Genomic DNA, 26,743 nt, shown 5'->3' with positions numbered 1-26,743 from the left:
CGATGGCTTCTGGAGCACCGGAAATTCCTTGTAATGTGGGGATTTCTGGTGCTTTTTTGTTTTGATGCAAAAAATATTTTATTAGAAATATAAGGCTATCCTATACTGAAAACGAATTGATAATTACATTGCAATAATAATATCGACAATTAATTGACAACTGTTATGCGCATATATAAAATTAAAAATGAAAGAATGTACCAACAATTAGTTTTAAATGACATCTAACTGTTATGAATATAACGGACTAGGGGGCTCTAATATGAATAAACAATATAAGGTTATTTGGAGTAAAGTAAGACATTGTTATGTCGTTGTGTCGGAGCTGGCAAAGCGCAGCGGAAAGACAAAATCTGTCCAAGCGCAGTCCTGTCAAAAAATGGCTGTGACACTTACGGTCTTGGCACTTTCACTGGGGATGACTGGTATCGCCGGAGCGGCCAATAATACGGAGGGTACTGGTAGCGGTGTCGCTGTGGGCTCCGGCTCTTCGGCTTCCAATGCCAGCGGTGTTGCTATAGGGGCGGGTGCTACCGTCAATACTACTAACGGAGTTGCTCTTGGTGCCGGTTCTGTAGCCAATGTTAATTCTAATTTAATAGGTTATCTTCCAAACGCTATGAATTTTGGTCGAGATGAAATTTTTTCACCTGCATGGCGGTCATCTTTAGGGGCTGTATCCGTAGGTGTTCAATCTGCTGGTAGCGCTGCTACAGTGACTCGGCAAATCGTCGGTGTCGCTGCGGGGACACAGGATACGGATGCAGTAAACGTTGCACAATTAAAGAAATTAGATACGAAGGTTGAAAAACACAGAGTCCATTATTTTGCCGTATCGACCACGGATACAAACAATGACGGCAATACTAATGCTTTGGGTACTGATTCTATGGCTATCGGTCCGAGTGCCAGAGCAAACCTTAATAGATCGTTAGCTATCGGTAAATCAGCAGAGGCTTATGTTGATGGCGGTATTGCCCTGGGGTCCGACTCATACAATATTGTAACGTCCGGTATGCGCGGTTATATCCCTACATCGGTATCGTTAACCGAAGAGGAACAAACAACGCCGACTTGGCGCGCTACTTTGGGTGCCTTAGCTATCGGTGTTTCAGCAGTGGATTCTACCGGTGCGGTTACAACGGCAACACAGACTCGTCAAATTGTTGGCGTAGCCGCCGGTACGCAGGATACGGATGCTGTCAACGTAGCACAGTTAAAAGCCTTGGGCTCGACTGTTGATGCCAATAAGATTTCTTTTGTGTCGATAAAGGAAAAATCCCGCGGTGAAAACGATAATAAAGATAATGATGGTGCTACCGGTGACGATGCTATAGCAATCGGTGCGTTTGCCTCGGCAACGGGCCCTAACGCAACAGCTATGGGAGCCAAAGCTAAAGCGACGAATTATAATGCCATTGCCTTGGGGGACTTTGCCAATGCATCCGGTATAGGTTCTACGGCTGTGGGGGATTATGCTATAGCCTCAAGTCATTCAACCGTAGCTGTAGGCAGTGATGCTAATGCAACAGGACTGGAATCGATTGCTATAGGTCATACAGCAAAAGGTACAGGCTATCAGGCGACAGCCGTTGGCAGTGAAGCTACGGCAGCCGGTATTAATGCCTTGGCAGCGGGCTTTGGTTCTAGTGCTAAGGGGCAGTTTGGCAGTGCTTTCGGTGGTGCTGCTGCGGCGGATGGAGATTTTGCTACGGCAGCCGGTTATGGTGCTAATGCGACTGCTAACTCGGCGACTGCCTTGGGTGAAAACTCAGCGGCTTCTATTGAAGGTGGTGTAGCACTCGGCAGCTATTCTAAGACAAATGTAAATTCTGGTGTATTGGGCTACGATCCGAGCGATAAGATTACAACACAAGAAATCTTGCTTGGCGATAATAAAGATACTTATGATAACTTGCAGACTGAAATTGCCACAGCGCAGACTAATGTATCATCATTAGCTAAACAAATCCTTGATTTGCAAACTGAATACGATACAGCTGACGATACACGCCGCGCTGAAATTGTCAATGAAATAAAATCGCTCAATACGGAGTTTGAAACTGCTCGAGCTGCATTGCAAGAAAAAGTTGCAGAAGCAAACAAATACGTATCCGTATGGCAGGCAACGGGAGCCGCTGTTTCTGTTGGTGACAGTGCAACAGGCTTAACTCGCCAGATTACTAATGTAGCGGCTGGGACTGAAGATACGGATGCTGTTAACGTGGCACAATTGACATCCTTGTCGGACAAGGTAGATGCTAATAAGATTTCTTACGTATCTATCAATACCAAAAGAGATGCCAATAAAGATAATGATCAGGCCGGTGTACCGGATGATAAGTCCAGCCGAGATGCAGCAGTTATCGGTTCGAACGATATTACTACCGGTCTTGGCAATTGGAATCTTGTTGCAACTGGTTTTGGAAATACCATAAAGGATATATCCTATGATGCTGCTACTGACAGCGTAACCGAAAAACAGCTTAATAACACCTATGTATATGGTAATGAAAATATTGCGCGAGAAGGGGTTGTTATCGGTAGAAGAAATATTGTTACCGGTAAGAGCAGTTCTTCCAGTAATATTGCCATCGGGTTTAATAATAAAAATTATGGTGAACGCAGTGTGAACCTCGGCAATTATACTTTGACCAATGGTGTGGATTCTATTGCTGTCGGATTTAGTGCCAAAGCACCTAAAACTGACGCGATTGCAGTGGGCGGTGCATCCCAAGCTAACCAAGTCGGATCTATTGCTATCGGTCAAGGTGCGGTCTCTAATACCGGAGGCGTAGCATTAGGGTACAATAGTTTGGCTGATAGAAGTCAGGGATCTATCGGTTATTTCACTACTCTGGGGTCGACAGAACAATCTGCCATAGCAGAAAAATTAGGTAAAACCGCTGAGTATAATCAGTTAGTTACTACGATTAACGGCTATTCGGATTTAGCAGCTCAAGAAAGTCAATATCGTGCTTATATCAGAGAACGCCAGAATAATGAAGATTTATTGAGTGCTGAAATAGAAAACCTCTATAAGAATCCCGAAGGCAGTGCCGCATATAATACGAGTTTAGCTAAAATTAGAGAGTATCAACAAAAAATCAAGGAAAATAATGATGGCGAAAATTCCTTGAGTAGCATTGTTTCGACAAACAATCCAGACTATGTGAAATTACAGGCAGCTCGTACAGAGTTGAGAAATATGTTTGCTGCATACATGTCAACTGCCGATGCTATTTCGGTTGGTAATACAGAAAAGGGTATTTATCGCCAAATTACCGGTGTCGCAGCCGGTAGTGCAGATACGGACGCTGTTAACGTGGCTCAGTTAAAAGATATGGGCTTAGCCGGTCTCGATTTCAAGGGCGATGGTGACACCGTTGTTCATCGTGACTTAGCAAATACGTTAAATATTGTCGGCGGTAATACTGACACCGATTCTTTGACGGATAATAATATTGGTGTCGTTGCTGATGATACGACGGGGACTCTCAAGGTTAAGTTGGCAAAAGCTATTTCTATGGGCGACGGCAGCATTACCTTTGCACCTACGGGAGCAAAAGATGCTGAAGGCAAGGCTCTGGTACAAGGTCAAGACGGTAAATGGTACTCTGACTTGACCGATGCTACCTATGATGCGACGAATAATGTCTACACCAAAGCAGACGGTACGACCGTAAGCGCCGTAGAAAATCCGACTGTTTCGCAGGTTAAATTATCCAATACCGGTCTCGATAATGGTGGTAATAAGATTACCAACGTCGCCGCCGGCACGGTAGATACAGATATCGTCAACTTGGGTCAGCTCAAAGGCAGCACGATCGGCTCCAGCAAGGTAGAATACACGGATGCAGGCGCAGGTACTATTACCTTGACCATGCAGGATGGCAAGGAAGTTGAGATTAACGGTTTGAAAGACACCTACGTTAAAGAAGGGAAACTTGAAAACAACACGTTGAAATTTACCCGTAACGACAATACATCCTTTGAAGTCGGTGACATTGCGTCTAAGAGTGAAATGGATAAAGCCGTTGAAGCTGCTAACTTGAAGTTCACCGGTGATGATACGGCTGATGCGGCTACGCTCACCAAGAAAAATGGGGAAACCCTCAACATCCTTGGCGGAGCCAGTGAATTCACCGCAGCCAATAACATCGGTGTCGTAAAAGACGGCGATGCCCTTAAAGTTAAACTCGCGAAGGACATTTCCATGGGCGACGGCAGCGTTACTTTTGCTCCTACCGGTGCGAAAGACGCTGAAGGCAACAGCCTTGTTCAAGGTCAGGATGGTAAGTGGTACTCTGACCTGTCCGACGCTACCTATGATTCAACGAATAACGTCTACACCAAATCTGACGGGACTACCGTAAGCGCAGTAGAAAATCCGACTGTTTCGCAGGTTAAATTATCCAATACCGGTCTTGACAATGGTGGCAATAAGATCACTAACGTCGCAGCTGGAACGGAAGACACGGACATCGTAAACGTGAAACAGCTCAAGGGCAGTACGATTGAATCTAGTGCTGTAGCCTATGGTGCTGATGGTTCGGGTACCATTACCTTGACTATGCAGGATGGAAGTACTGTCAAGATTGACAGCCTGAAGGATATATACGTTAAAGAAGGGAAACTTGAAAACAACACATTGAAATTTACCCGTAACGACAATACATCCTTCGAAGTCGGCGACATTGCCTCGAAGTCCGATATGGATAAAGCGGTTGGCGATGTTAACTTGAAGTTCACCGGCGATGATACGTCTGAAGGTGGTACGATTACGAAGATCAATGGTGCTACCCTCAATGTCTTGGGGGGTGCTACTGAATTCACGACAGCCAATAACATCGGTGTCGTGAAAGATGGAGAAGCTCTCAAGGTTAAGTTGGCAAAAGCTATTTCTATGGGCGACGGCAGCATTACCTTTGCTCCAGGTGCGAAGGATGCTAACGGTAATACTCTAGTTCAAGGTCAAGACGGCAAGTGGTATTCTGATTTGACGGGTGCTACCTATGATGCAACCAACAATGTCTACACCAAAGACGGTACTACTGTAAGTGCCGTAGAAAATCCGACGGTCTCGGAAGTTAAGTTGTCCAATACCGGCCTCGACAATGGCGGTAATAAGATTACCAACGTTGCCGCCGGTACAGAAGACACGGATATCGTCAACCTCGGTCAGCTCAAAGGAAGTACCATTGGCTCGAGCAAGGTAGAATACACCGATGCAGGTGTAGGTACCGTAACCTTAACAATGCAGGATGGGAAAGAAGTTAAGATCAATGGCTTGCAGGATAAATATGTTACGGGCGCTACCTTCAAGGACAATACCTTGACCATCACTCGTAACGACAATACATCCTTTGAAGTCGGGGACATTGCGTCTAAGAGTGAAATGGATACAGCCGTTAAGGACGTTAACCTGAAATTCACCGGTGATGATACATCTGAAGATGCAACGATTACCAAGAAAAACGGCGAAACCTTGTCCATCTATGGTGGTGTTGCTGCGACGGATGCCGACGGCAACAGCTTGTTGTCTGACGTTAACAATGTGGGTGTCGTAAAGACAGATAATGGCTTGCAGATTAAACTGGCTAAAAACTTATCCGGTATCGACAGCGCTCGTATCGGTGGTACGGTTGCAGATGGTGCAGCTACCGGTGGCATTTACATTGCCAATCAATCTGTAACCTATACTAAAGATGATAAAGACGGTAAGACTGAAAGCGGTTTATACATTACCGGGTTGGCCAACACCAAATGGAATCCGAATACGGATGGTATCGTAAGTGGTCGTGCTGCAACCGAAGATCAGTTGAAAGCAGCCTATGACGGACTTTCCACGACGATCACAGCTAACAAGATTATAGCCGGGGATAATATTACCGTAACACCGCTCGAAGATGGTTCTGGTACAAAAGTTTCCTTGAGTGATAATTTAGCTTTTGGAGATAAAAACGGTAAGAACATTGCCATTAATGGAAAGGACGCTATCATCAGTGCCGGCGACGGTGGCTCTAATAAGGTTGTCGTTGACGGAGCTAATTCAACAGTAACAGCAGGGACTGGTGCTAATCAAGTGACGGTTGACGGTACAAAGGCAGCCATCACGGCCGGCGAAGGCGCGAACCAAGTAGCTATCGACGGCACCAAGGGTCAAGTAACTATTGGTGAAGCCGGTAAAGGCCTTGTCATGGGTAACCAAGACGTGGCTGTTAAGAATGCGGACGGCACTCCTAAAGTTGACGCCGACGGAAATCCTGTAACTGAAAAAGGCAAATTCATCACCGGCCTCGACAATACGACTTGGAATCCGGCTGAAAATGGCTACGTTCCCAATCGTGCCGCTACAGAAGGTCAGTTGAAGGATGTTGTTGGTCAGGTTGATACCAAAATCGACGGCATCAATAAAGATATTGAAACTATCAACAACGCTAAACGTGGTTTTAACAGTGATACCGGTGAAAAAATCGAACGCGGTAAAGACGACGTCTTGGATATTAAAGGTGGTGCTAAGGGCGAATTGTCTGAAGGCAACATCGGCGTTGTCAATAATACAGGCGCCACCGGTTTTGATGTTAAACTGGCAAAAGATCTCAAGGATCTCAATTCGGTTACGTCGAATACGATGACGACGAAGGAACTGACGGTTTCGGAAAAAGCCAACATTGGCAACGTTTCCATCAGCAACGACAACGTTACCATCGGGACCGGTGACAGCAAGACCGTCATCACCAATGAATCTGTTGTGACGGGTTCAGTCACGACGGGCAACACGACGATCAACAACGACGGCCTTACGGTTAAAAATGAAGATTCGTCGAAGAATATTACCGTTCAGAACAACAACGTCAGCATGGGCGGCAACGTCGTTCATAATGTCGGCGATGGTGTAGAAGCAACGGACGCCATCAATAAGGGACAGTTCGACAGAACGGTCAACGCCATCGGTACGGGCATGAACCAGATGAGTAATCGCATCAGCAAGTTGGATACTCGCGTCGATCGCGTCGGTGCCGGTGCCGCAGCCTTGGCAGCCCTCCATCCCTTGGAATACAACGCGGATGAAAAGTGGGAAATTTCGGCCGGTGTCGGTAATTACCGCGGTGCCAACGCCGTAGCTGTCGGTGCCTTCTATCGTCCCAATGGCAACACCTTGGTCAGTCTCGGTACTTCTTATGGCGGCGGTGAAAACATGGTCAACGCCGGTGTGACCTGGAGAGTTGGCGAAGGAGAAACGGGTAATTACTCGTCGAAACAAGCTATGGCTCAGGAAATCAGCAGCTTGAAATCGGTTGTATCCGATCAGAGCAGTCAGCTCCAAGCTCAGAACAGCAAGATTGAAGCTCAGAGTCAGCAACTGGAAGAACAAAACAAGAAGATCGAACAGTTGATGCAGGCCATTGCCGAATTGAAAAAATAAAATAGCAAAGTCTATCGAAGGATGGACGTAGACACGAAGGGCTCTCTTGCATAAAGAGGGCCTTTTGTTTTCTATTGAAAGACTTCGATTTGTTGCGGTTAAATCGTAAATAATCGGTAAAAGAACAGTCTAAATTTCGAGTATAACGTTTTTGTACTGTTATATACAGGTAACTTCATTGACAAAAATTTGAACAATATATAGAATGATAACATAAGGATATATATTATTCGTTATCTGCAACAATTGGACTATATAAGTTCAGTTAGCTGAAGAATGCGATAAATCGGATTTTATGGAGGGATGAACGAGGGGATTTTACGCTTTTTATATTGCTATTATATGTCTGATCAAAGCTCGATGAGTGAGGACATAACAAGAAATCTGCTGAATCAAAGTGTCAGCATCGTGTCTGCTTTTATGTAATTAAGTGAAAGTTTATTATCAATCTAATAGGAGGCAAGCGATATGAATAGGATTTACAAAGTCATTTGGAGCAAAGTAAAGAATTGCTATATCGTAGTTTCTGAAATAGCAAAGAGTCACAGTAAACCCGTATCGAAAGGTTCGCGTCAGTGTGTTTCTGCAGCCGCTGTTTTGGCTGTATTGGCGTTATTGTCTGCTCCTGCCGGGGTATATGCCCAGGACGGGGTCACGACATTCGTCGATCCGGCGAATAAGAATATCAAGATGGGGAACGGTATCACACTTAGTAATAATGATGGGCAAAATGGTACCGTGGCTATCGGCGATCATGTTCATGTTGATGATTATGTTATGCAGAAGGGCAGTGTGGCCATCGGTACAAATGCCTTTGTTGAAAATATGTTTGGCGGACAGGAAAGAACCTTCCGCTTTGGTATGACCGATAATAGGGATTTAATGGCTGGGATTGCTATCGGTCAAAATACGTATGCTCGAAGTGGTATACAAATTGGTGACCATAAGTATATTGGTCGTTTAGGTGATACTACGGTGAATCCTACGACGGAAAGCGGAAAACGAAATCTTGCCATTGTTTTGGGCACAACAACTCTGGGACACAACAGTTATTCCAATGGGGCCTTTACTACCAATACGGGGGCTTTCTCCATCATGACTAGTGGTTATGAAACGGGGAATGTCATGATGGTAGGCCAGAATTTTGGTGCTCTTATCAATGGTTCTTTCAATAGTATTGAATCAAAAACATCAAGCAACATGTATTCCGGAATCGCTAACTCTGTAGTTGGGACAGTCAATAGAGTCAATAATTCCAATGGTACTTTGGTTTTTGGTGCCGGAAATGAAGTTACTAACTCTGTCGATAATATTCAGACTCCGGCTGATATTTTTGGATCGGCACCTTCTGATGCGAAAGATTTGGCTGATACGTTGCGCAGCAATATCCGTGGCACTGATGGCAATGGCACGCCTGGTGGCGCTGTTCTTGCTATCGGCGGTGGCAATAAAGCGGATTACGCTACCCGCTCTCAATTGTCCGGTGTCGGTAACACCTTGACCGGGACATCCTCTAGCAGAGCTTCCTATAATATGTTGAACGGCTATCGGAATAAGGGGACGACGACCTCTTATGCTACCATGATTGGTACTTTGAATACCGTAACCAATGGTACGAATAATATTATTGTGGGCAATAAGCAGAAGCTTACCGGAGCGTCGAATAATATTGTTTTAGGTACTGCAGACAGTGAAATTGAAACGACGGTATCCGATGCCGTGGCTATCGGTCATAATAGTAAGACTACGGCAACCGGCGGTGTAGCCTTAGGTACTGGCTCTGTTGCGGCAACCGTTTTGGGACAGCAAGGCTATGATCCCTCGACAAAAGCTAACTCCACTTCATCGGCCAGTGTCTGGAAATCTACAGCCGGTGCTGTTTCCGTAGGGGATACATCAAAGAGCATCACTCGTCAGATTACCGGTGTAGCAGCGGGTACTGCCGATACCGATGCTGTCAACGTAGCGCAGCTTAGAGCTGTCACTGGTGGCGGCAGCGGTGGAAGTTCGGTTCATTTCTTCTCCGTAAACGGTGATGAAACTCAGGGCAACTACAATAATGACGGTGCAACGGGTACTAATGCTGTTGCCATTGGTACCGGTGCAAGCGCAACCCAAAATGGAGGCATTGCCATCGGTCATATTTCTCAAGCGACAGGAGGCACAGCTATTGCACTGGGCTTTAATGCGAACGCTGGAGGAAGCAGCACGGTAATCGGTGAGTCTTCCATAGTAAACGCACCGAATGCCGGGCAAGGGATAGGCACCGTTATCATTGGTTCAGAATCCGCCGATATTGCTGGTGATAAAGAGGCCGGTGCATCGTCAGATGTGATTCTCGGCGGCTCGAACCGTGTAAAAGAATCAAACGGAGTCTTTGTAAGAGGACAGGGAAATATTGTAGATAACTCTTATAAACAGGAAACGTTGACGACGGAAGATCAACAAAAACTTATGGCTCAGATGTTTATGGGGACTCCGGCGGGCGACGTTTATGAGAAAATGGGCAGCCATGTTTCCGTCAATGGTGATGGCAACTACGTAAAGAATGCTACGTTCTCTCAGATTTCCGGTACCAATAACCAGATCATCGGTTCTGATACAACCTCGGCTGACTACAATATTGTTAGTGGCAATCGCAATGTCGTAGAAAATGCTACGAATAACATTGTGACTGGTGATAATCACACTATCACCGGTGCCAATAACAACGTTATTCTTGGCTCTGCCGATACAAACAAAGAAGTCACCGTATCCGATACGGTCAGTGTCGGCCATAATGCCAGTGCAACGGTAGCTGATGGCGTAGCTTTAGGCTCGAACTCCGTGGCTAGCGTAGCAGCCGGTGTATCCGGTACTGTTCCGACCGGAGCTACTGTTTCTGATACTGATAAAGCAAGTGCAACGTGGACGTCCACTTTAGGGGCCGTCTCTGTTGGTGTGCCTGGAACCAATGCAGCAGCGACGCAGACACGTCAGATTACAGGTGTTGCAGCAGGTACTCAGGATACTGATGCCGTAAACGTGGCCCAGCTTAATGCTGTAAATACCCGTTTGACGAATACGGTAGATGCTAATAAGATTCACTTCTTCCAGGTCAATTCGACAAGTGGAACTAACTACAATAATGATGGTGCTAAGGGTGCAGATTCCATTGCTATCGGTAAAGCTAGCACCAATGCAAGCAATAGTATCGTAATGGGTAACGGCGCTTCAATGAATAGCTATTCAAATCAGCCGGGTGGTATTGCTATCGGTGCTAATTCTTTTGTTGAAAACATGTCTGGTGGTTTGGAACGAACCTTTGATTTCGAGCAAGCAGGATATAATAAGTATCCGATTGTTGGAATTCCTTATGGAAATCCAAAAGATCCTAGCAGAATGACAACGGGTGTGGCTATTGGTCAAAACACATATGCACGGTCCGGTGCTATTATGTTAGGTACGCATAACTATAAAGGTACACTGGGTGATGTAACGGTAGATAGTGCTAACTCTAAAGCTCAAAATATGACGATTTTCTCGACCACATTAGGTGCTAATAGTTATTCTAATGGTTTATTCTCTACCTTGACCGGTGCTTATTCAATTGCATCTTCGAATTATAGTGGCGGCACTGCGAATGCGACCAAGAATTTTGGTGCAACTATAAATGGTGCTTTTAATAGCATTGAATCATCAACTTCTGATAATGAGTCCTCTGGTATTGGCAATAGCGTTGTGGGCTTGGCCAATAGAACTGCTAATTCCAATGGTGCTTTAATATTTGGTGCAGGCAATGAAATTACAAACTCTATCACGGATATTGCTGTGCCTAGTTTGGCGGCACCGAGTTCAGCTAAAGGAATGCAGACTTATTTGATGAATTCCATTAAATCTTCCAATAGTGGTGGTTCCACACTCGCTATTGGTGGTGCGAATAAGGCGAACTATACGCAGCAATCGGCTCTTATCGGTGTTAACAACACCTTGGAAGGCTCTGAGGATTCCATTGCTCAATATAATGCATTAACCGGTTTTAACAATACGGCAACCGGGGTAACGAATGTAGCCGTAACCGGTACAAACAATACGGTTAATGACTCTACCTCTATCGTTAACTTAGGTAATGAAAACGCGGTATCCGAATCTAACAATACTATCTTGTTGGGCGATAATCGTACTGTATCCGGCTCTGACAACAGCATTATCTTAGGTCGTGCTAATAAGGAAACGACGACCACGCTTCGCGCCGCAGCCGATACGACCTTGACGACGACGGCTGATAACGTAGTCGTTATGGGCTATAACGCCAATGCAACTGTAGATGATGGTGTAGCCTTGGGCTCTAATTCTGTTGCAAGTGTGACATCTGGGGTAGCAGGCTATGATCCAACTACTAAAGTTGCATCGACAGATACAACACCAACATGGAAATCGACCTTGGGTGCCGTCTCTGTTGGCGTGCCGGGAGATAATGCAGCAGCAACTCAGACTCGTCAAATTACAGGCGTAGCAGCCGGCATGCAGGATACGGATGCCGTTAACGTAGCACAGTTGAAAGCATCTCAGGTGACCTTGAAAAAAGGTGACAATGTAACAATTACATCTACTACAGATGATGATGGTTCTACTATTTATACAATTGCATCGACTGACACGAATACAGTCTTGGCAAAAGGTGAAATTACATATAGCGATAACGGTGCTACTGGTACTTTAGTCTTAACGGATTCTGATAATAACCCCGTTACTGTAACCGGCTTGAAGAACACTTTTGTAGAAAGCGCAGCTTTGGATACCGATACACACACCTTAACACTTACGAGAAATGATGGTGAGCCTATTAAGGTAACAGGCATTGCTACGATCTCTGATCTTGCATCCAACAAAACCCATTTCTACAGCGTTAACTCGACTGATGAAAAAGCAGGTAACTATAACAACGATGGCGCTAAGGGGGCGAATGCACTTGCTGCCGGTGTTGGTGCTGTAGCTAATACGCAGAACTCTATTGCGATTGGCAATAGTGCTCAAATTTTAGGCAATGGTGGCAATTCCACGGGTACTAGTAGTATCGCTATTGGTGACAAAGCAGTTGTTACTACTAATGGGCTGGATTTAACAAGTATTGCCATTGGTAAAAATGCAGTTGTATTGAATGGTAGTGGTAAACAGGATAAAGCCTTGAGCTTCACCCCTGATAACTATGCATCTGGTAGTGATCTTCCGATTAATGCCGACGTATCTCCAGGTGGTATTGCTATTGGTACTAATGCCTATGCCCGTACGGCTAGCGTCCAAATTGGTGCTCATACCATGGACGGCTATGTCATGGGTGGAACAGAAATTACCGGTACATCGCAGGCTAACTTAGTAGGTATGACTACTATTGGTACCAACTCCTACAACAAAGGTGCTATGGGCAGTATGTTAGGTGCTTACTCTGTTATGACTGGTGACTTTGATAGTTCCGGTGGTTTTAACAGCTTGACCTATGGACCTCAAAACTTTGGTGCTAACATAGTAGGGTCTTTGAACAGTATCCGTTCTGCCGGTTATACAGGTGCTAGTGGTGTTGCCAATAGCATTGTTGGCATAGGTAATATTGCGGAAAATGCAAATGGTGCTCTTATTTATGGGGCTGGTAATAAAATTACTAACTCTGTAAATGCTATAAGTGGTATCGGTATATCTGGTGATCCAACGACGGTTGATAAGATGGTTGATGCTATTCGCCAAGGTATCCAAAGCTCTGGTGGCGGTGGTTCTACATTAGCTGTCGGCGGTGGTAATACGGCAGATTATACACGAAATACGGCCATCATCGGTGTAAACAACACTGTGACCGGTACCAGCGATAATGTCAGCCAGTATAACTTTGTTTCAGGCTATAAAAACACGTCTACCGGCGGGGGCAATACCACGATTATTGGTACCAACCGTACTTTAACCGGTGTAGATAATACGATTGTTATTGGCTCGGCTGATTCGACAATCGAAACAACTGCCAATGATGCCGTAGCTATCGGCCGGAATACGAATGTAACTTATGACGGCGGTGTGGCACTTGGTGCTAACTCTGTTGCTAGAATAGATAAAGGTATTGTAGGGTACGATCCATCTGGTAGAATTACAGATGCTGATAGTATTCCTTATGATACAGAACGATATGCAAGTATTCAGGCTCAAATTACAGAAACTCAATCGTCGATAAGTGAATTGAATGGTAAGTTGGCTGATACACAAGCTGCTATGGATTTCTATAAATCCTTCTATCCTGATACTTATCAAGATGACCCTCAGTATTTAGAAATAGTTGATCAATATAAAGCTCAGCAAGCTGAACTTACAGCCGCTCAGGCTACATTATCAGAACAGCAAACTGCTCTTGGTGATGTATTGAAATCTAAAGCCACATGGCAAGCAACGGCAGCTGCTGTATCAGTAGGCGATGTTTCTAAAGGTATCACTCGCCAGATTACTGATGTAGCAGCAGGTACGGCAGATACTGATGCCGTTAACGTAGCGCAGTTGAAAGCTAATAAAGTAAGTTTAGTTGAAGGTGATAATGTAACAATTACATCTACTGTTGCTGATGATGGTGCTACAACTTACAAAATTGCATCGACAGACACCAACACAGTGTTGGAAAGTGGCAAAATTGCTTATAACGACAAAGGTACCGATGGTACTATAACATTGACTGATTCTGCAAATAACAAAGTTACTGTAGAAGGTGTTAAGAACACCTACCTCACTGAAGCAAGTTTAAGTGGTAATACCTTAACCCTTACTCAAAATGAAGGCAATCCTATTAAGGTGACCGGAATTGCTACAACCACTGATCTTGCATCCAACAAAACTCATTACTATAGTGTAAATGATGGGACGTATCAAACCGCGAACTATGATAATGACGGCGCTAAAGGTGGTATGTCCTTAGCCGCCGGTGCAGGTTCGACTGCTAATGGTACAGCCTCTACGGTAACCGGTGCCTTCTCTCGTGTTGATGGAGATGGTACGAATGGCATGACTGGTGGTTTCCAAGGTGCAACAGCTGCTGCTTACGGTTCGTTTAATGTTATCGGTGCAAAATCCGGCGTAGCCTTTGATGGTGTCGCCAACAGCGTTATCGGCGTAGCCAATAAGACGGAAAATGCTAATGCCGCATTAATTATGGGTGCCGGCAACAAGGTAACCAATTCCTATCGCCCGGTAGATATGTCTACCGCTGCTCCTCTAGCAAATGCATTACAAAAAGCAATTACAACCGGTGATACGGATGATATGGTTACAGCTTTAGGCAGTATGGTACAAACTAGTGGTGGTGCAGTACTTGCTATCGGTGGCGCTAATACCGTTGATAATGCGATGCTTTCGAAGGTAGTCGGTGTAGGTAATACGTTGACCGGTACTGAAGGTAACGAAAGTAAGCTTAACATGATTGATGGTTTTGCTAATACCGGTACTAATATCAGTAATGTTACTGTGATTGGTAGTCGCAATACCGTTGAAGATGCTTATAGCACTGTTGTAATCGGGGATAACAGAAACTTAACAAAAGCTTCGGACAGTGTCATCCTCGGCTCGGCAGATCAAGCTATGACAACATCAGTATCTAATGCGACGGCGATTGGCCATAATGCCAATGTAACCGTAGCTAATGGTGTGGCTTTAGGTTCCGGCTCCGTAGCAAGTGTTGACGCCGGTGTTGCCGGCTATGATGTAGAGACTGAAAAGGCATCTACAAATACCACGGCAACTTGGAAGTCTACTTTAGCCGCTGTTTCCGTTGGTGTTCCGACTGATGGTGGTGCAGCAACAGCTACTCGCCAGATTACGGGAGTAGCTGCCGGTATGCAGGACACGGATGCCGTTAACGTTGCTCAGTTGAAAAAAGTTGCTGAGGCTGCAAATGAAGCAGGAAATACAACCTTGAAGTTCACTGGTGATGACACAACGGCTGAAATTTCCAGAACCAATAACCAGGTACTCAACATTACCGGTGGTGCTGAAGAATTCACAGACGATGATAACATCGGCGTTGTAAAAGACGGCGACAATGCATTGAAAGTTCGTTTGGCTAAAGACCTTACCGGCTTGAATAGTGTTGCAGTCGGTGATGCCGTAACCCTCGGCACGACTGGTCTGACGATTACCAATGGCCCGTCCGTAACAACGAAGGGTATCGATGCTGGCAGCAAGACGATTACCAATGTAGCAAACGGTGTCAATGCTACCGATGCGGTCAACGTATCTCAATTGAATGCGAATAAAGTGACTGTAAAAGCAGGCACGAATGTGACACTTGATTCTGCAACAAATGCTGACGGTACCACCTATACAGTAAGTGCAACTGATACCAAGGTAACCGGCGGTTCTGCAACTTATGGAGCTGACGGTAAAGGCACCATCACACTGAACACAGATGCTAATGGTACGAAAGGTACGGTAGAAGTCAGCGGTCTTACCGACACCTACACCACCAAAGGAACCTTTGATAAAGACAGCAAGAAGATTACCTTCACGCAGAATGATGCCTCTAAAAACTATGAAGTGGATTTAAGCAGCATTGTAGATGAGATTAGCAGTGTAAGCGGAAAGCATACGGCTATTACCTTAAACGGAGAGGAACCGACGGCAGGCAAAGATAGTGCTTTAGGCGAATACATCGGCGACAGCAACCTTACCATGGCTGTACAAGAAGTTGACGGTCAGAAGATTTATGATTTGAAGATGAGTAAGGATCTGGTAGCCGGCACTAAGCCTGGTGCAGATGGTAAGAACGGCGAAGCCGGCAGCATCACCATCATTGGTGAACCGGGTTCGGCCGGGGCTGATGGTAAGAATGCAAGTGCCAATATTACGGTCAAAGACGGGAAGAACGGCCTCGATGGCACAGACGGAATCACGCGTATCGTTTATAAAGATGAAGATGGTAAAGACCATGAAATTGCCACTATGGATGATGGCCTGAAATTCACGGGCGATACGGCAGGTGTCACGGTTGCCAAGAAGCTGAATGAAACCTTGTCGATTACCGGCGGTGCTGACATGACCAAGTTGAGCGATAATAACATTGGTGTCGTCGCTGAGGAAAAAGGCGGGTTAACCGTTAAGTTGGCGAAAGACCTCACCATGGCTGACGGCAGCATCTCCTTCAATAACGGCGTTAAGTTGTCCGGCACAGGCCTCGACAATGGCAATCAGAAGATTACCAACGTGGCAGCCGGCACAGCCGATACGGATGCGGTCAATGTAAGTCAGTTGAATAGTGCTCTTAAAGGTGCGAAACACACGGAAGTTACCTTAAATGGTGAAGCCCCGAAGGCAGGAGAAAACGGTACTTTAGGTTCCTATATCGGATCCAGTAACCTTACCATGGCTGTAAAAGATGTTGACGGCCAGAAAATTTACGATTTGAAGATGAGCAAGGATCTGGTAGCCGGTACTCCGGGTAAAGCTGGAGCTGATGGTGAACCGGGGACTCCGGGTACGCCGGGCAGCATCACCATCATTGGTGAACCGGGTAAAGACGGGACCGATGGCAAGAACACGAGTGCCAATATTACGGTTAAAGACGGGAAAAATGGTCTCGATGGCACAGACGGAATCACGCGTATCGTTTATAAAGATGAAGACGGTACAGACCATGAAATTGCTACTATGGATGATGGCCTGAACTTCACGGGAGATACGGAAAATGTAACGATTGCTAAGAAGCTGAATGAAACCTTGTCGATTACGGGCGGCATCACCGATGCAAATCAACTTACCACGGTAGATAATATCGGTGTTGTGGCTAGCAACAGTGGATTAAAAGTCCGCTTGGCTAAAGACTTGCAGGACCTCGACAGCGTTCGCATTGGTGGTACGACTGCAAATGGCGAAGGCATCTACATCGCCAACCAATCTGTAAACAACTCGAAGGGCAATGCTGAAGAAGGCAACTACGTCACGGGCTTGACCAATAAGACCTGGAACCCGACGGCAAACGGTTATGTAAGCGGTCGTGCAGCTACGGAAGATCAGTTGAACTCCGTTTACGAAAAGATTAACAGCAACATCGAAGCCAATAAGGTAACGAGTGGTAAGAACATCACTGTCGGTGAAGACAATAAGGTAAACTTAAATAACAATATTACATTAGGTTCCGAAACTGATGCAGCTAAACAAGTTAATATCAACGGTGATGCGGCTATGGTAACAGCCGGCGATGGTACTAATAAGGTTGTCGTTGATGGCACTAACGGTCAAGTAACAATTGGTAGTGGTGTTGTATTAGGTAATCAGACGAATGTTGAAGGTACGAAGTCTGACGGCAATAAAGATTCGCAGAGTGGTAAATATCTCACTGGTTTGGATAACACTAAATGGGATCCGGCTAATACAGGTATCGTTGAAAACCGTGCCGCAACCGAAGGTCAGTTGAAAGATATTGCCGACCAAATTAGCAGCATCGATACAGCCGTTAAATCTTCCAGCCGTGTATTTGAAAGTGATTCTACTGAACAAGTAACGCGTAAGAGTACGGATCCGATGAAACTCAAAGGTGGTGCTACTGGTGAATTGTCTGACGGCAACATCGGCGTTGTAAATAACAGTGATAAGACTGGCTTTGACATTAAGTTGGCTAAAGATATTAAAGGTCTGAACAGCATCGAAGTGAACAATAAGATCACTATCGGTACTGGCGACAACCAGACCATCATCGAAGGTGACACCATCAATACCGGCTCTATCACGACGGGCAACACGACGATCAACAATGACGGTCTGACGATTGTAAACGAAGATTCGTCGAAGAACATCACCATCAATAACAACAACGTCAACATGGGTGGCAATGTCATTAAGAACATCGGTGAAGGTTCCGAACCGACTGATGCCATCAACAAAGGTCAGTTCGACCGCGCAATCAACAACCTTGGCACGGGTATGAATCAGATCAACAACCGTGTCAACAAGTTGGATAATCGTGTAAACCGCGTCGGTGCCGGTGCAGCCGCCTTGGCAGCCCTCCATCCGCTGGAATTCAGCCCGGATGCGAAATGGGAAGTCACGGCCGGTGTCGGTAATTACCGCGGCGCCAATGCTATCGCCCTCGGTGCTTTCTATCGTCCGAACTTCGACACGATGTTCAGCATCGGTACGTCTTACGGCGGCGGTGAAAACATGATTAATGCCGGCGTAACTTGGAGAATTGGTGAAGGGGAAACGAAGGCTTATCCGTCCAAGACGGTTATGGCTCAGGAAATTGACGATCTGAAAACTGTCGTATCGGAACAGCAAGATCAGATTGAAGAATTGAAGAAACTCGTCAACTCCTTAATCAACAAATAGTATTTCCTCCCTCTTTGTGAAAGGCCCTGCTTCTTTTGGGAAGCAGGGCCTTTTGCTATACTAAATTTGTATGCATGAATCACGTTGAAATTTCACTTAACGGATTGACTTTTCTTATTGTGAAATTATATAATGAATACAAAGAGAAATAAGGACAAAGGTGTTTTGTGAGAACACACTTTGCCCTTGTTCACGGGATATGCTTATAAGTTTATACGAAAGGATTGATTGGCTATGTTGTTTCGAACCTTGTTGGGGATGAGATGGGGCGATTTATCGGATGATGTTCGGCAAATGCTGTTGGAACGCGCTGACCTCGATACGTTTAACGGGGCTGACGGCGAACGATACAGTCAAGGGACCCTTCATTTCCGCAATACCCTAATGGGGGTTCAGGCTGCCATCGGAATGGACCGTTTTTCCGGAGACATGGAAAACAACGGAGTTTTCATTGACGATGACGCCGTACTTTTCCGCATATAAATTAGTTAAATAAGAATACTTTGCACAATCCGATGATGATGAGTGCAAGGACGATAATGACACTGATAACCCGAGTCTTAGTAAAGATCTTCGGGTTATTTTGTATGTTTTTTGGCGGGACCGGTGCCGGTACTTCCTGCTTCGTGCCGCAGATGGGGCACATGAGGACGCCGTCACGAAGTTCTGTTCCGCAGGTTGGGCAAATCATGGTATCAACTCCTATTCTCTCTTTACTATAGATGTCTCCATTCTCTATGTCAAGAAGTTATATTTTAATAATATAAACGGTATATATAATAACTTGCACAACTCGGTCGATGGGGATATACTTTTAATTATTTAGAACAAAATATTGTAAGAAAGAAGGAGAATAGCGGTTTGAAACGAAAAATTGGTTTGAGTACACAGATTTTGATTGGGTTGGCCATTGGGGCCTTGGTCGGATATTTGTTTCCTGATTTTGGAGACAAGCTGAAGCCTGTTGGCGACGCTTTTTTACGGATGATTAAGATGATCGTCGTCCCCCTTATTTTCAGTACCCTCGTCATGGGGATTGCCGGCACGGGCGATTTTAAGAAGCTCGGACGCCTTGGGGGCAAGGCCATCATTTGGTTTGAGTTTGCGACGACCATTGCCCTGGCCATCGGCCTGTTGGTCATGAATTTAGCAGAGCCCGGTGTGGGCGTTACCTTGTCGGCTTCGGCAGCTAATGCGTCTCATGCGGCAGCGGCCAGTCAGCACAGCGTCGACCTCGTCGACTATGCCGTTCATATCGTGCCCAGTAATATCATCGATGCCATGGCTCGTCAGGATATGCTGCAAATCATTTTCTTCGCCTGCTTCTTTGGCGTCGCCGTCGCTCATATCGGTGAAAAGGGTGAGCTGATCGTCGATTTTTGTCAGAGCGTGGCCGAAGCTATGTTCAAGGTAACGGCCTATGTTATGCACTTTGCGCCCCTCGGCGTCTTTGCCATGATTGCCTACACTGTCGGGAGTTACGGCATTGCCATGCTCATTCCTTTGGGCGAACTCATCGTGGCCGTTGCCGGTGCGACGACCTTATTTATCTGTATTGTGGCCCTCATCGCCAGTGCTTTTACGCGAATCAATTTTTTCTGCGTCATCCACGCTTTGAAAGACATCCTCTTCTTAGCCTTTTCGACGGCCAGCAGTGAAGCCGCCCTTCCCGGTGCTATGAAGCGTTTGGAAGCCCTGGGTGTTCCTAAGCCGATTGTTACCTTTGTCATGCCGACGGGCTATTCCTTCAACCTCGACGGCTCGACGCTGTACAGTTCGGCGGGTATCTTGTTTATCGCCCAGCTCTACGGCATTCAGATGCCCATTGAACAGCAGCTCTTGGTCATGGTCACCCTCATGCTGTCGACGAAGGGGATTGCCGGCGTTCCCGGTGCCGGTATCATCGTTGTCGCTGCCACGGCTGCGGCCTTCAACCTTCCGACGGAAGGCGTCGCCATTTTGCTCGGCATCGACCGTATCTTGGACATGATCCGTACGATCTGCAACGTCTGCGGCAACTGCATGGCGACGGTCGTTGTAGCTTTCTGGGAAAAGGATTTGACCAAGGCTGATTTCTATAAAAATTATCGTGCGTTTCTAGAGGACAAAGAAGCCTAAACTTGCCGAGAGTTTCAATAGCAATACTAGACTAAATCTGTTATAATAATGGGGTAAACAAGTGATCCGTAAGGCATGTCTGACGGAAAACTTCATCGATGAGCCTCCGTGCTCTTCTGCAAAGGACTGTCTGCGCAGGCGAGGCGAAAGCACATAGTGATTATCCTAAGGTTCTGTGCTTTCACACAGAACCTTTTTTGTTTATTAAGGAGGAGACCTTATGGAAACGCGAGTCGCTTTAATCGGTATTATTGTCGGCAACCGCAATGAATCAACGAAATTGAATGAAATTTTGCATGAATACGGTCAGTACGTCATCGGCCGCATGGGCGTCCCCTACAAGGATAAAGACATCAACGTTATCAGCATCATCGTCGATGCGCCCCAAGACGTCATCAGCGCCATGTCGGGCAAGATCGGCATGATTCCGGAAGTCAGCACCAAGACGATTTATCCGCCTCTGCCGCAGTAGGAGGGACGTATGCTGAAAATTGCAATTTACGGTAAGGGCGGTATCGGCAAGTCGACCATGACCAGTAACTTGGCTGCTGCCTTTGCCTATTTGGGGAAGCGGGTCATTCAGATCGGCTGTGACCCCAAGGCCGATTCGACGTTCAATCTCCTCGGCGGCGAACCCTTGCTGCCGGTCATGAATTATCTCAGGGAGCACGACGAAGATCCCGAGTCGATTGAAGACATTTCCCGCATCGGCTACGGCGGCATCCTCTGTATTGAAACGGGCGGACCGACGCCGGGCCTGGGCTGTGCCGGTCGGGGCATCATCGCAACTTTTTCCCTCCTCGAAGATTTAGGCCTCTTTGAAGAGTATAAGCCTGACGTCGTCTTGTATGACGTCTTGGGCGACGTCGTCTGCGGCGGTTTTGCCGCCCCCATTCGCGAAGGCTATGCGGAAAAGGTCCTCATCGTCACGTCCGGTGAAAAGATGGCCCTCTATGCGGCTAACAACATCAATACGGCAGTCACCAATTTTGCCGACCGCAGCTACGCCAAGGTGGAAGGCATCATTTTCAATCGGCGCAATATTCCCGATGAAGATGCCAAGGTTCGTGCCTTTGCCGAAAAGGCGGGTCTCACCATCGTCGGTGATATTCCCCGAAGCGACGATATCAACCGTTATGAAGAATTGGGTCAGACCGTTATCGAAGGCAATCCGGACCTTCCCATCAGCAAGACCTTCCTCGATTTGGCTCGAAAATTATTAGAAGACAAGGATTGATTATGACAGAAAGAAAACCTTTTGCCATTACGGTGCAGGACTTGGTCGCTCGCGGTCGGAATGATATTCCGGCGGAGCTGATCACGTCGACGCACCTCATCTATAATTCGCCGGCAGCGCTGGCCTTTAACTCGCCCGGTGCCCAAGGCTTCGGTGTAAAGCGGGCGGGACTTTCCATTCCCGGCTCGGTCATGATTCTCATCGGCCCCGGCTGCTGCGGACGCAATACGACGATTCTCAGTGAAATGGGCGGCTACAGCGACCGATTTTTCTTCTACATCATGGATGAAACGGACATCGTAACCGGTCGTCACTTGAAGAAAATGCCCCAGGCCGTCTGTGAAGTCGTCGACAGCCTGCCGGAAAAGCCGTCAGTCGTCATGGTCTGCATGACCTGTGTCGACGCCCTGCTGGGAACCGATATGGAGCGGGTTTGCCGCAAGGCCGAACAGGCTGCGGGACTGCCCGTCGTGCCCTGTTATATGTACGCATTGACCCGGGAAGGGCGCAAGCCGCCTATGGTCGATGTCCGGCGGGCCATTTATTCTCTCTTGGAAAAGGAACCCCGTCAGCGACGGACGGTCAACCTCTTGGGCTATTTTTCGCCCTTACAGGACGACTGCGAATTTTACGATATCTTAAAGGCCATCGGGTTTAACCAAATCAATGAAATTTCCCGCTGTGCCGACTTTGCCGCCTATAAGGCTATGGCTCAGGCCAATGTAAACTTTGTCCTCAATCCTGAATCGCGGCTGGCCGCTCAGGACTTGGAGCAGCGCCTGGGCATTCCCAGCATCGAATTGACTCGTCTCTATCAGGTCAGCCAGATTCACAAGCAGTATCAGGCCCTGGCTAAAGCCCTGGACGTAACCATTGATGATGAGCCTTGGCTGGAAAAGGCACGGGCCGTCGTCCATCGGATGCAGGAAAATTACAGCGGTACGACCGTTGCCATCGGCGAGATGCAGAACGGCAACGCCTATGAAATGGCCCTGGCTCTGACGCGATACGGTTTCGTCGTCCGCGAAATCTATGCCAACCTCGGACCCGACGATTTCGTCTACCTCCGCCACTTGGCTGAACTGAGTCCGGAAACGAAGGTATATTCCAACTTATCGCCATCCATGCTCTATTACGAAGGTGATGATGTGTCCATCGATGTGACCATCGGCAAGGATGCTGCATACTATCACGAACAGGCTGCCCACCTTCATTGGGACGAGGATATTCAACCCTTCGGCTATGCCGGGGTCGTTTCCCTGCTGAACCGTTTGGAAGAAGTCCTCTTGGAAAGGAAGAAACGATGAGAGGTTTATGGAAATATATATCGCCCTTTGCGCCGGATCAGTCCGGAGCGGCAGCTGTTCTCTACGGGTTAAACGGTATCGTCGTCATCTGTGACGCCGGCGGCTGTGCCGGCAACATCTGTGGCTTTGACGAACCGCGCTGGTTCAGCGGCCGAAAGAGTGCCGTATTCAGTGCCGGTCTGCGCGACATGGATGCCATCCTCGGCCGGGACGATCGACTCGTTGAAAAACTCTGCGATGCTGCCGAAACGATCGATGCCTCCTTTGCGGCCATCGTTGGCACGCCGGTGCCGGCCGTCATCGGGACGGACTATAAGGCGTTGAAGCGGATGGCAGAAAAGAAAATCGATCTGCCGGTCATCACCATCGACACGACGGGCATGGATTATTACGATAAGGGCATTGAACATGCTTATGAAGCTTTGTTTCCGGCCTTTGCCGATAAGAATTTGAAACCGGAAGCCGATACGGTCGGTATCCTCGGCGCCGTCCCCTTAGAGCTCATGCATCCCGGCGACATCGAATGGATCAGTCAGAGTCTGGCTGAAGAAGGCTGGAAGCAGATTTTATTGTTCGATGAAATCGATGACTATAAGAACGCCGGCAAGGCGACCCTCAATATGGTCGTATCGCCGGCAGGCCTTAAGGCGGCTCAGTATCTGAAAGAAACCTTCGGCACGCCGTATGAGCTCCATTACTTCGGCCTCGATGCCGTCGTCGACTTCGACGATAATTTATTTGCCGGAAAGAATGTTTTGGTCATCCATCAGCAGGCCGCCGCCTCTTCCATGGCTGCCATGGCCGAAGAAGCCGGAGCCGCTCGGGTGACGACGGCGTCGTGGTTTATGGATAAGCCCGAGGCGCGGTATGAAAATCACGTCGTCTTGAAGGAAGAAGACGATTTGCGCGACCTTGCCGACAATGACAATTTTGACCTCATCCTCGGCGACTTGTACTATCGCCGGGCCTTGCCGAACTTCCACGGCCAATACGTAGATTTTCCGCATTTTGCCGTATCCGGGAGGGGATAAGATGAGGAGCGAACGGATCTGTGTCTTCGGCATCGTCCAAGGCGTCGGCTTTCGGCCTTTTGTCAGCCGCATTGCCGATGCCAATGGGATTTTCGGTTCGGTCTGCAATAAGGGCTCTTATGTGGAAATCATTGCTCAAGGTGATGATGCGCAGCTGGCCGCTTTTCATGAAGACCTGGAAAAGAAGGCGCCCGAGCGCTCGTCGATCTTGAAGGTCGTCACGACGGCTGTCGAGGTTCCGGCCTATGATGATTTTTCTATCATCGAGAGCGCCAGGGAAAAAGGTGATATTTTCGTGTCGCCGGACATTGCCATCTGCAAGGCTTGCCAGAAGGAGCTCTTTGACAAGAACGACCGCCGCTATCTCCATCCCTTTATCAACTGCACGGCCTGCGGGCCGCGGCTGACGATTCTCGACTCCATGCCCTATGACAGGGAGCGGACGAGTATGGGGGAATTTCCCATGTGCCCTCAGTGCGAGTACGAATACACCCACGCTGAGACGCGGCGTTACGATGCCCAGCCCGTCTGCTGCAACGACTGCGGGCCCGAAGTTTACCTTCTCGACCGTAAAGAACGGGGCCGGGATGCCATTACGGCAATCCGAAAGGCCATCGTCGACGGGAAAATTGTCGCTATCAAGGGCATCGGCGGTTTTCACCTCTGCTGCGACGCTCGCAATGAAGAGGCCGTCAGCACCCTGCGCCAGCGTAAAGGACGACCGGTGAAGCCCTTTGCCGTCATGATGAAGGACGTCGACGCCGTTCGCCGGGAATGCCTCATTTCCGATGGGGCAGAAGATGTTCTCGACGGCCATCAGAAACCGATTATCTTATTGGCTAAAAGAGACGGTCTGACATTGGCGCCGTCCGTTGCGCCGGGCAATCCGTCCATTGGCGTCATGCTGCCCTATACGCCGCTTCATCTCTTGCTGTTTACCTATGACGACGGCTTGGAGGTTTCCGACAGCTTGGTCATGACCAGTGCCAATGAGTCGGGGGCGCCCATCTGCCATAACGATGAAGAAGCGCGGCAGGAACTTTCCGGCCTTGCCGATCTCGTCTTGTCCCACAACCGACGAATCCGCCTGCGGGCTGACGATTCGGTCATGGACTGGTACGACGGCAAGCCCTATATGATACGCCGTTCGCGGGGCTATGCGCCGTTGCCCTTCTTTTATGGGAACGGGCAGGGCAAAGACGTCCTGGCCATTGGCGGCGAGCTGAAGAATTGCTTCTGCATCGGCCGCAATAATTTATTCTACCCGTCGCCCTATATCGGCGACATGAGCGATATAAGGACCGTTCAGGCCCTGCGCGATTCGGTTCAGCGCATGGCGTCTTTATTGGAAGCGTCGCCGTCGGTTGTGGCCTGCGATCTCCATCCGGCCTACAATACGGCGGCCGTGGCCCGTGAGTTGGGCCTTCCCGTCGTGACTGTCCAACATCACTACGCCCACATCCTGTCCTGCATGGCCGAAAACGACTGTGAACAGCCCGTCATCGGCGTTTCCTTTGACGGGACGGGTTACGGCAGCGACGGGACGATTTGGGGCGGTGAAATCCTTATCAGCAGCCTTCAAGAGTTTGAACGGGCCGCTTCCATCGAGCCTTTTTGGCAGCGCGGTGGTGACATATCGGCTAAAGAGGGCTGGCGCATTGCCGTCAGTCTGATCGACGGACTGTGGAAGGATCGTCAGCGTGTGGCGTCTATCGTCGAGACTTTAAAACTTTGTGAGTCTAACGAATTGGCGGCTCAGTTTTTCCTGGCCGATCAGCAGATCAACAGCGTCATCTCGACCAGTGCCGGCCGCCTCTTTGACGGCGTCAGCGCCATCTTAGGCCTGTGCCGGTCGTCGACCTTTGAAGGCCAGGCGGCCATGACGCTGCAGTTTGCTGCTGAACGCTGGGAAAAGGCTCACGGGGCGATGGAAGTCGTACCTATTGAGCCCGTTGAAGGCGACGGACGATGGCTGCTGCCGACGTCGGCGCTGGTCAAAAACCTCGTCGAACAACGCCTTTCCGGCGACGATCCCGATAAATTGGCCTATGAATTTCACTGCCGATTGGCCGGTATGGCTGTCGGCATCTGCGCAAAAGTTCGCAGTCAGACGGGCCTTGAGACGGTTGCCCTAAGCGGCGGTGTTTTCCAAAATCGACTGCTTTTGCGCCTTTGTGATGAGGCCCTGCAGCAGCGCGGCTTTACGGTCTTACGGCACAGCCTGGTGCCGCCCAATGACGGCGGCATTGCCTTGGGACAGGCGATATATGCGATGTACCATGAAAATGTTTAGATA

Annotated in this window: 10 protein-coding genes; 9 read left to right on the top strand and 1 reads right to left on the bottom strand. The window is 47.8% G+C overall.

The features are described from left to right. Positions 1-262 precede the first annotated feature (262 nt). From UCI88_RS00425 to UCI88_RS00415, 3 genes are all read left to right on the top strand, one after another. Positions 263-7,429 carry an ESPR-type extended signal peptide-containing protein gene (locus UCI88_RS00425; RefSeq protein WP_302357173.1) on the top strand — a complete coding sequence of 2,389 codons (7,167 nt, stop codon included), beginning with the start codon at positions 263-265 and terminating at the stop codon, positions 7,427-7,429. Positions 7,430-7,897: 468 nt separating this feature from the next. Then, entirely contained in the window at positions 7,898-18,754 is a 10,857-nt protein-coding gene (locus tag UCI88_RS00420; protein ID WP_302357174.1) for an ESPR-type extended signal peptide-containing protein, read from the top strand. Between the two features lie 234 nt (positions 18,755-18,988). Then, positions 18,989-19,237, top strand: coding sequence for a hypothetical protein (locus UCI88_RS00415; protein ID WP_044505213.1), 249 nt, complete (start codon positions 18,989-18,991; stop codon positions 19,235-19,237). A 1-nt stretch (position 19,238) separates the two neighbouring features. Here the strand turns inward: UCI88_RS00415 and UCI88_RS00410 are convergent, their stop codons facing one another. Continuing rightward, positions 19,239-19,445, bottom strand: a complete 207-nt coding sequence (locus tag UCI88_RS00410; RefSeq protein ID WP_044505212.1) for a zinc ribbon domain-containing protein — start codon at positions 19,443-19,445, stop codon at positions 19,239-19,241. A 170-nt stretch (positions 19,446-19,615) separates the two neighbouring features. Between UCI88_RS00410 and UCI88_RS00405 the strand changes: the two genes are divergently transcribed. The 6 genes from UCI88_RS00405 (at position 19,616) to hypF (ending at position 26,740) form a co-directional block, all read left to right on the top strand. Then, the gene (locus UCI88_RS00405) at positions 19,616-20,872 is read left to right on the top strand and encodes a dicarboxylate/amino acid:cation symporter (RefSeq protein WP_044505211.1); all 1,257 of its coding nucleotides are present in this window, start codon (positions 19,616-19,618) and stop codon (positions 20,870-20,872) included. Positions 20,873-21,092: 220 nt separating this feature from the next. Next, entirely contained in the window at positions 21,093-21,344 is a 252-nt protein-coding gene (locus tag UCI88_RS00400; RefSeq protein ID WP_065360324.1) for a TM1266 family iron-only hydrogenase system putative regulator, read from the top strand. A gap of 9 nt (positions 21,345-21,353) precedes the next feature. Continuing rightward, complete coding sequence (locus UCI88_RS00395) at positions 21,354-22,109, top strand: nucleotide-binding protein (protein WP_256180236.1); 756 nt, start codon at positions 21,354-21,356, stop codon at positions 22,107-22,109. 2 nt (positions 22,110-22,111) lie between these two features. Then, positions 22,112-23,416: a nitrogenase component 1 gene (locus tag UCI88_RS00390; protein WP_256180235.1), complete on the top strand. Its 1,305-nt coding sequence runs from the start codon at positions 22,112-22,114 to the stop codon at positions 23,414-23,416. Further along, positions 23,413-24,447, top strand: a complete 1,035-nt coding sequence (locus tag UCI88_RS00385; protein WP_256180234.1) for a nitrogenase component 1 — start codon at positions 23,413-23,415, stop codon at positions 24,445-24,447. Before UCI88_RS00390 ends, UCI88_RS00385 begins: the two co-directional genes overlap by 4 nt. A gap of 1 nt (position 24,448) precedes the next feature. Then, complete coding sequence (gene hypF / locus UCI88_RS00380) at positions 24,449-26,740, top strand: carbamoyltransferase HypF (RefSeq protein WP_256180233.1); 2,292 nt, start codon at positions 24,449-24,451, stop codon at positions 26,738-26,740. Positions 26,741-26,743: the final 3 nt, after the last annotated feature.

This window comes from Megasphaera massiliensis, from assembly GCF_036305205.1.
GTDB classification, from domain to species: domain Bacteria; phylum Bacillota; class Negativicutes; order Veillonellales; family Megasphaeraceae; genus Megasphaera; species Megasphaera massiliensis.
Note: the sequence above shows the minus strand (reverse complement) of the source record. Positions and strands in the feature narration are given on the sequence as shown.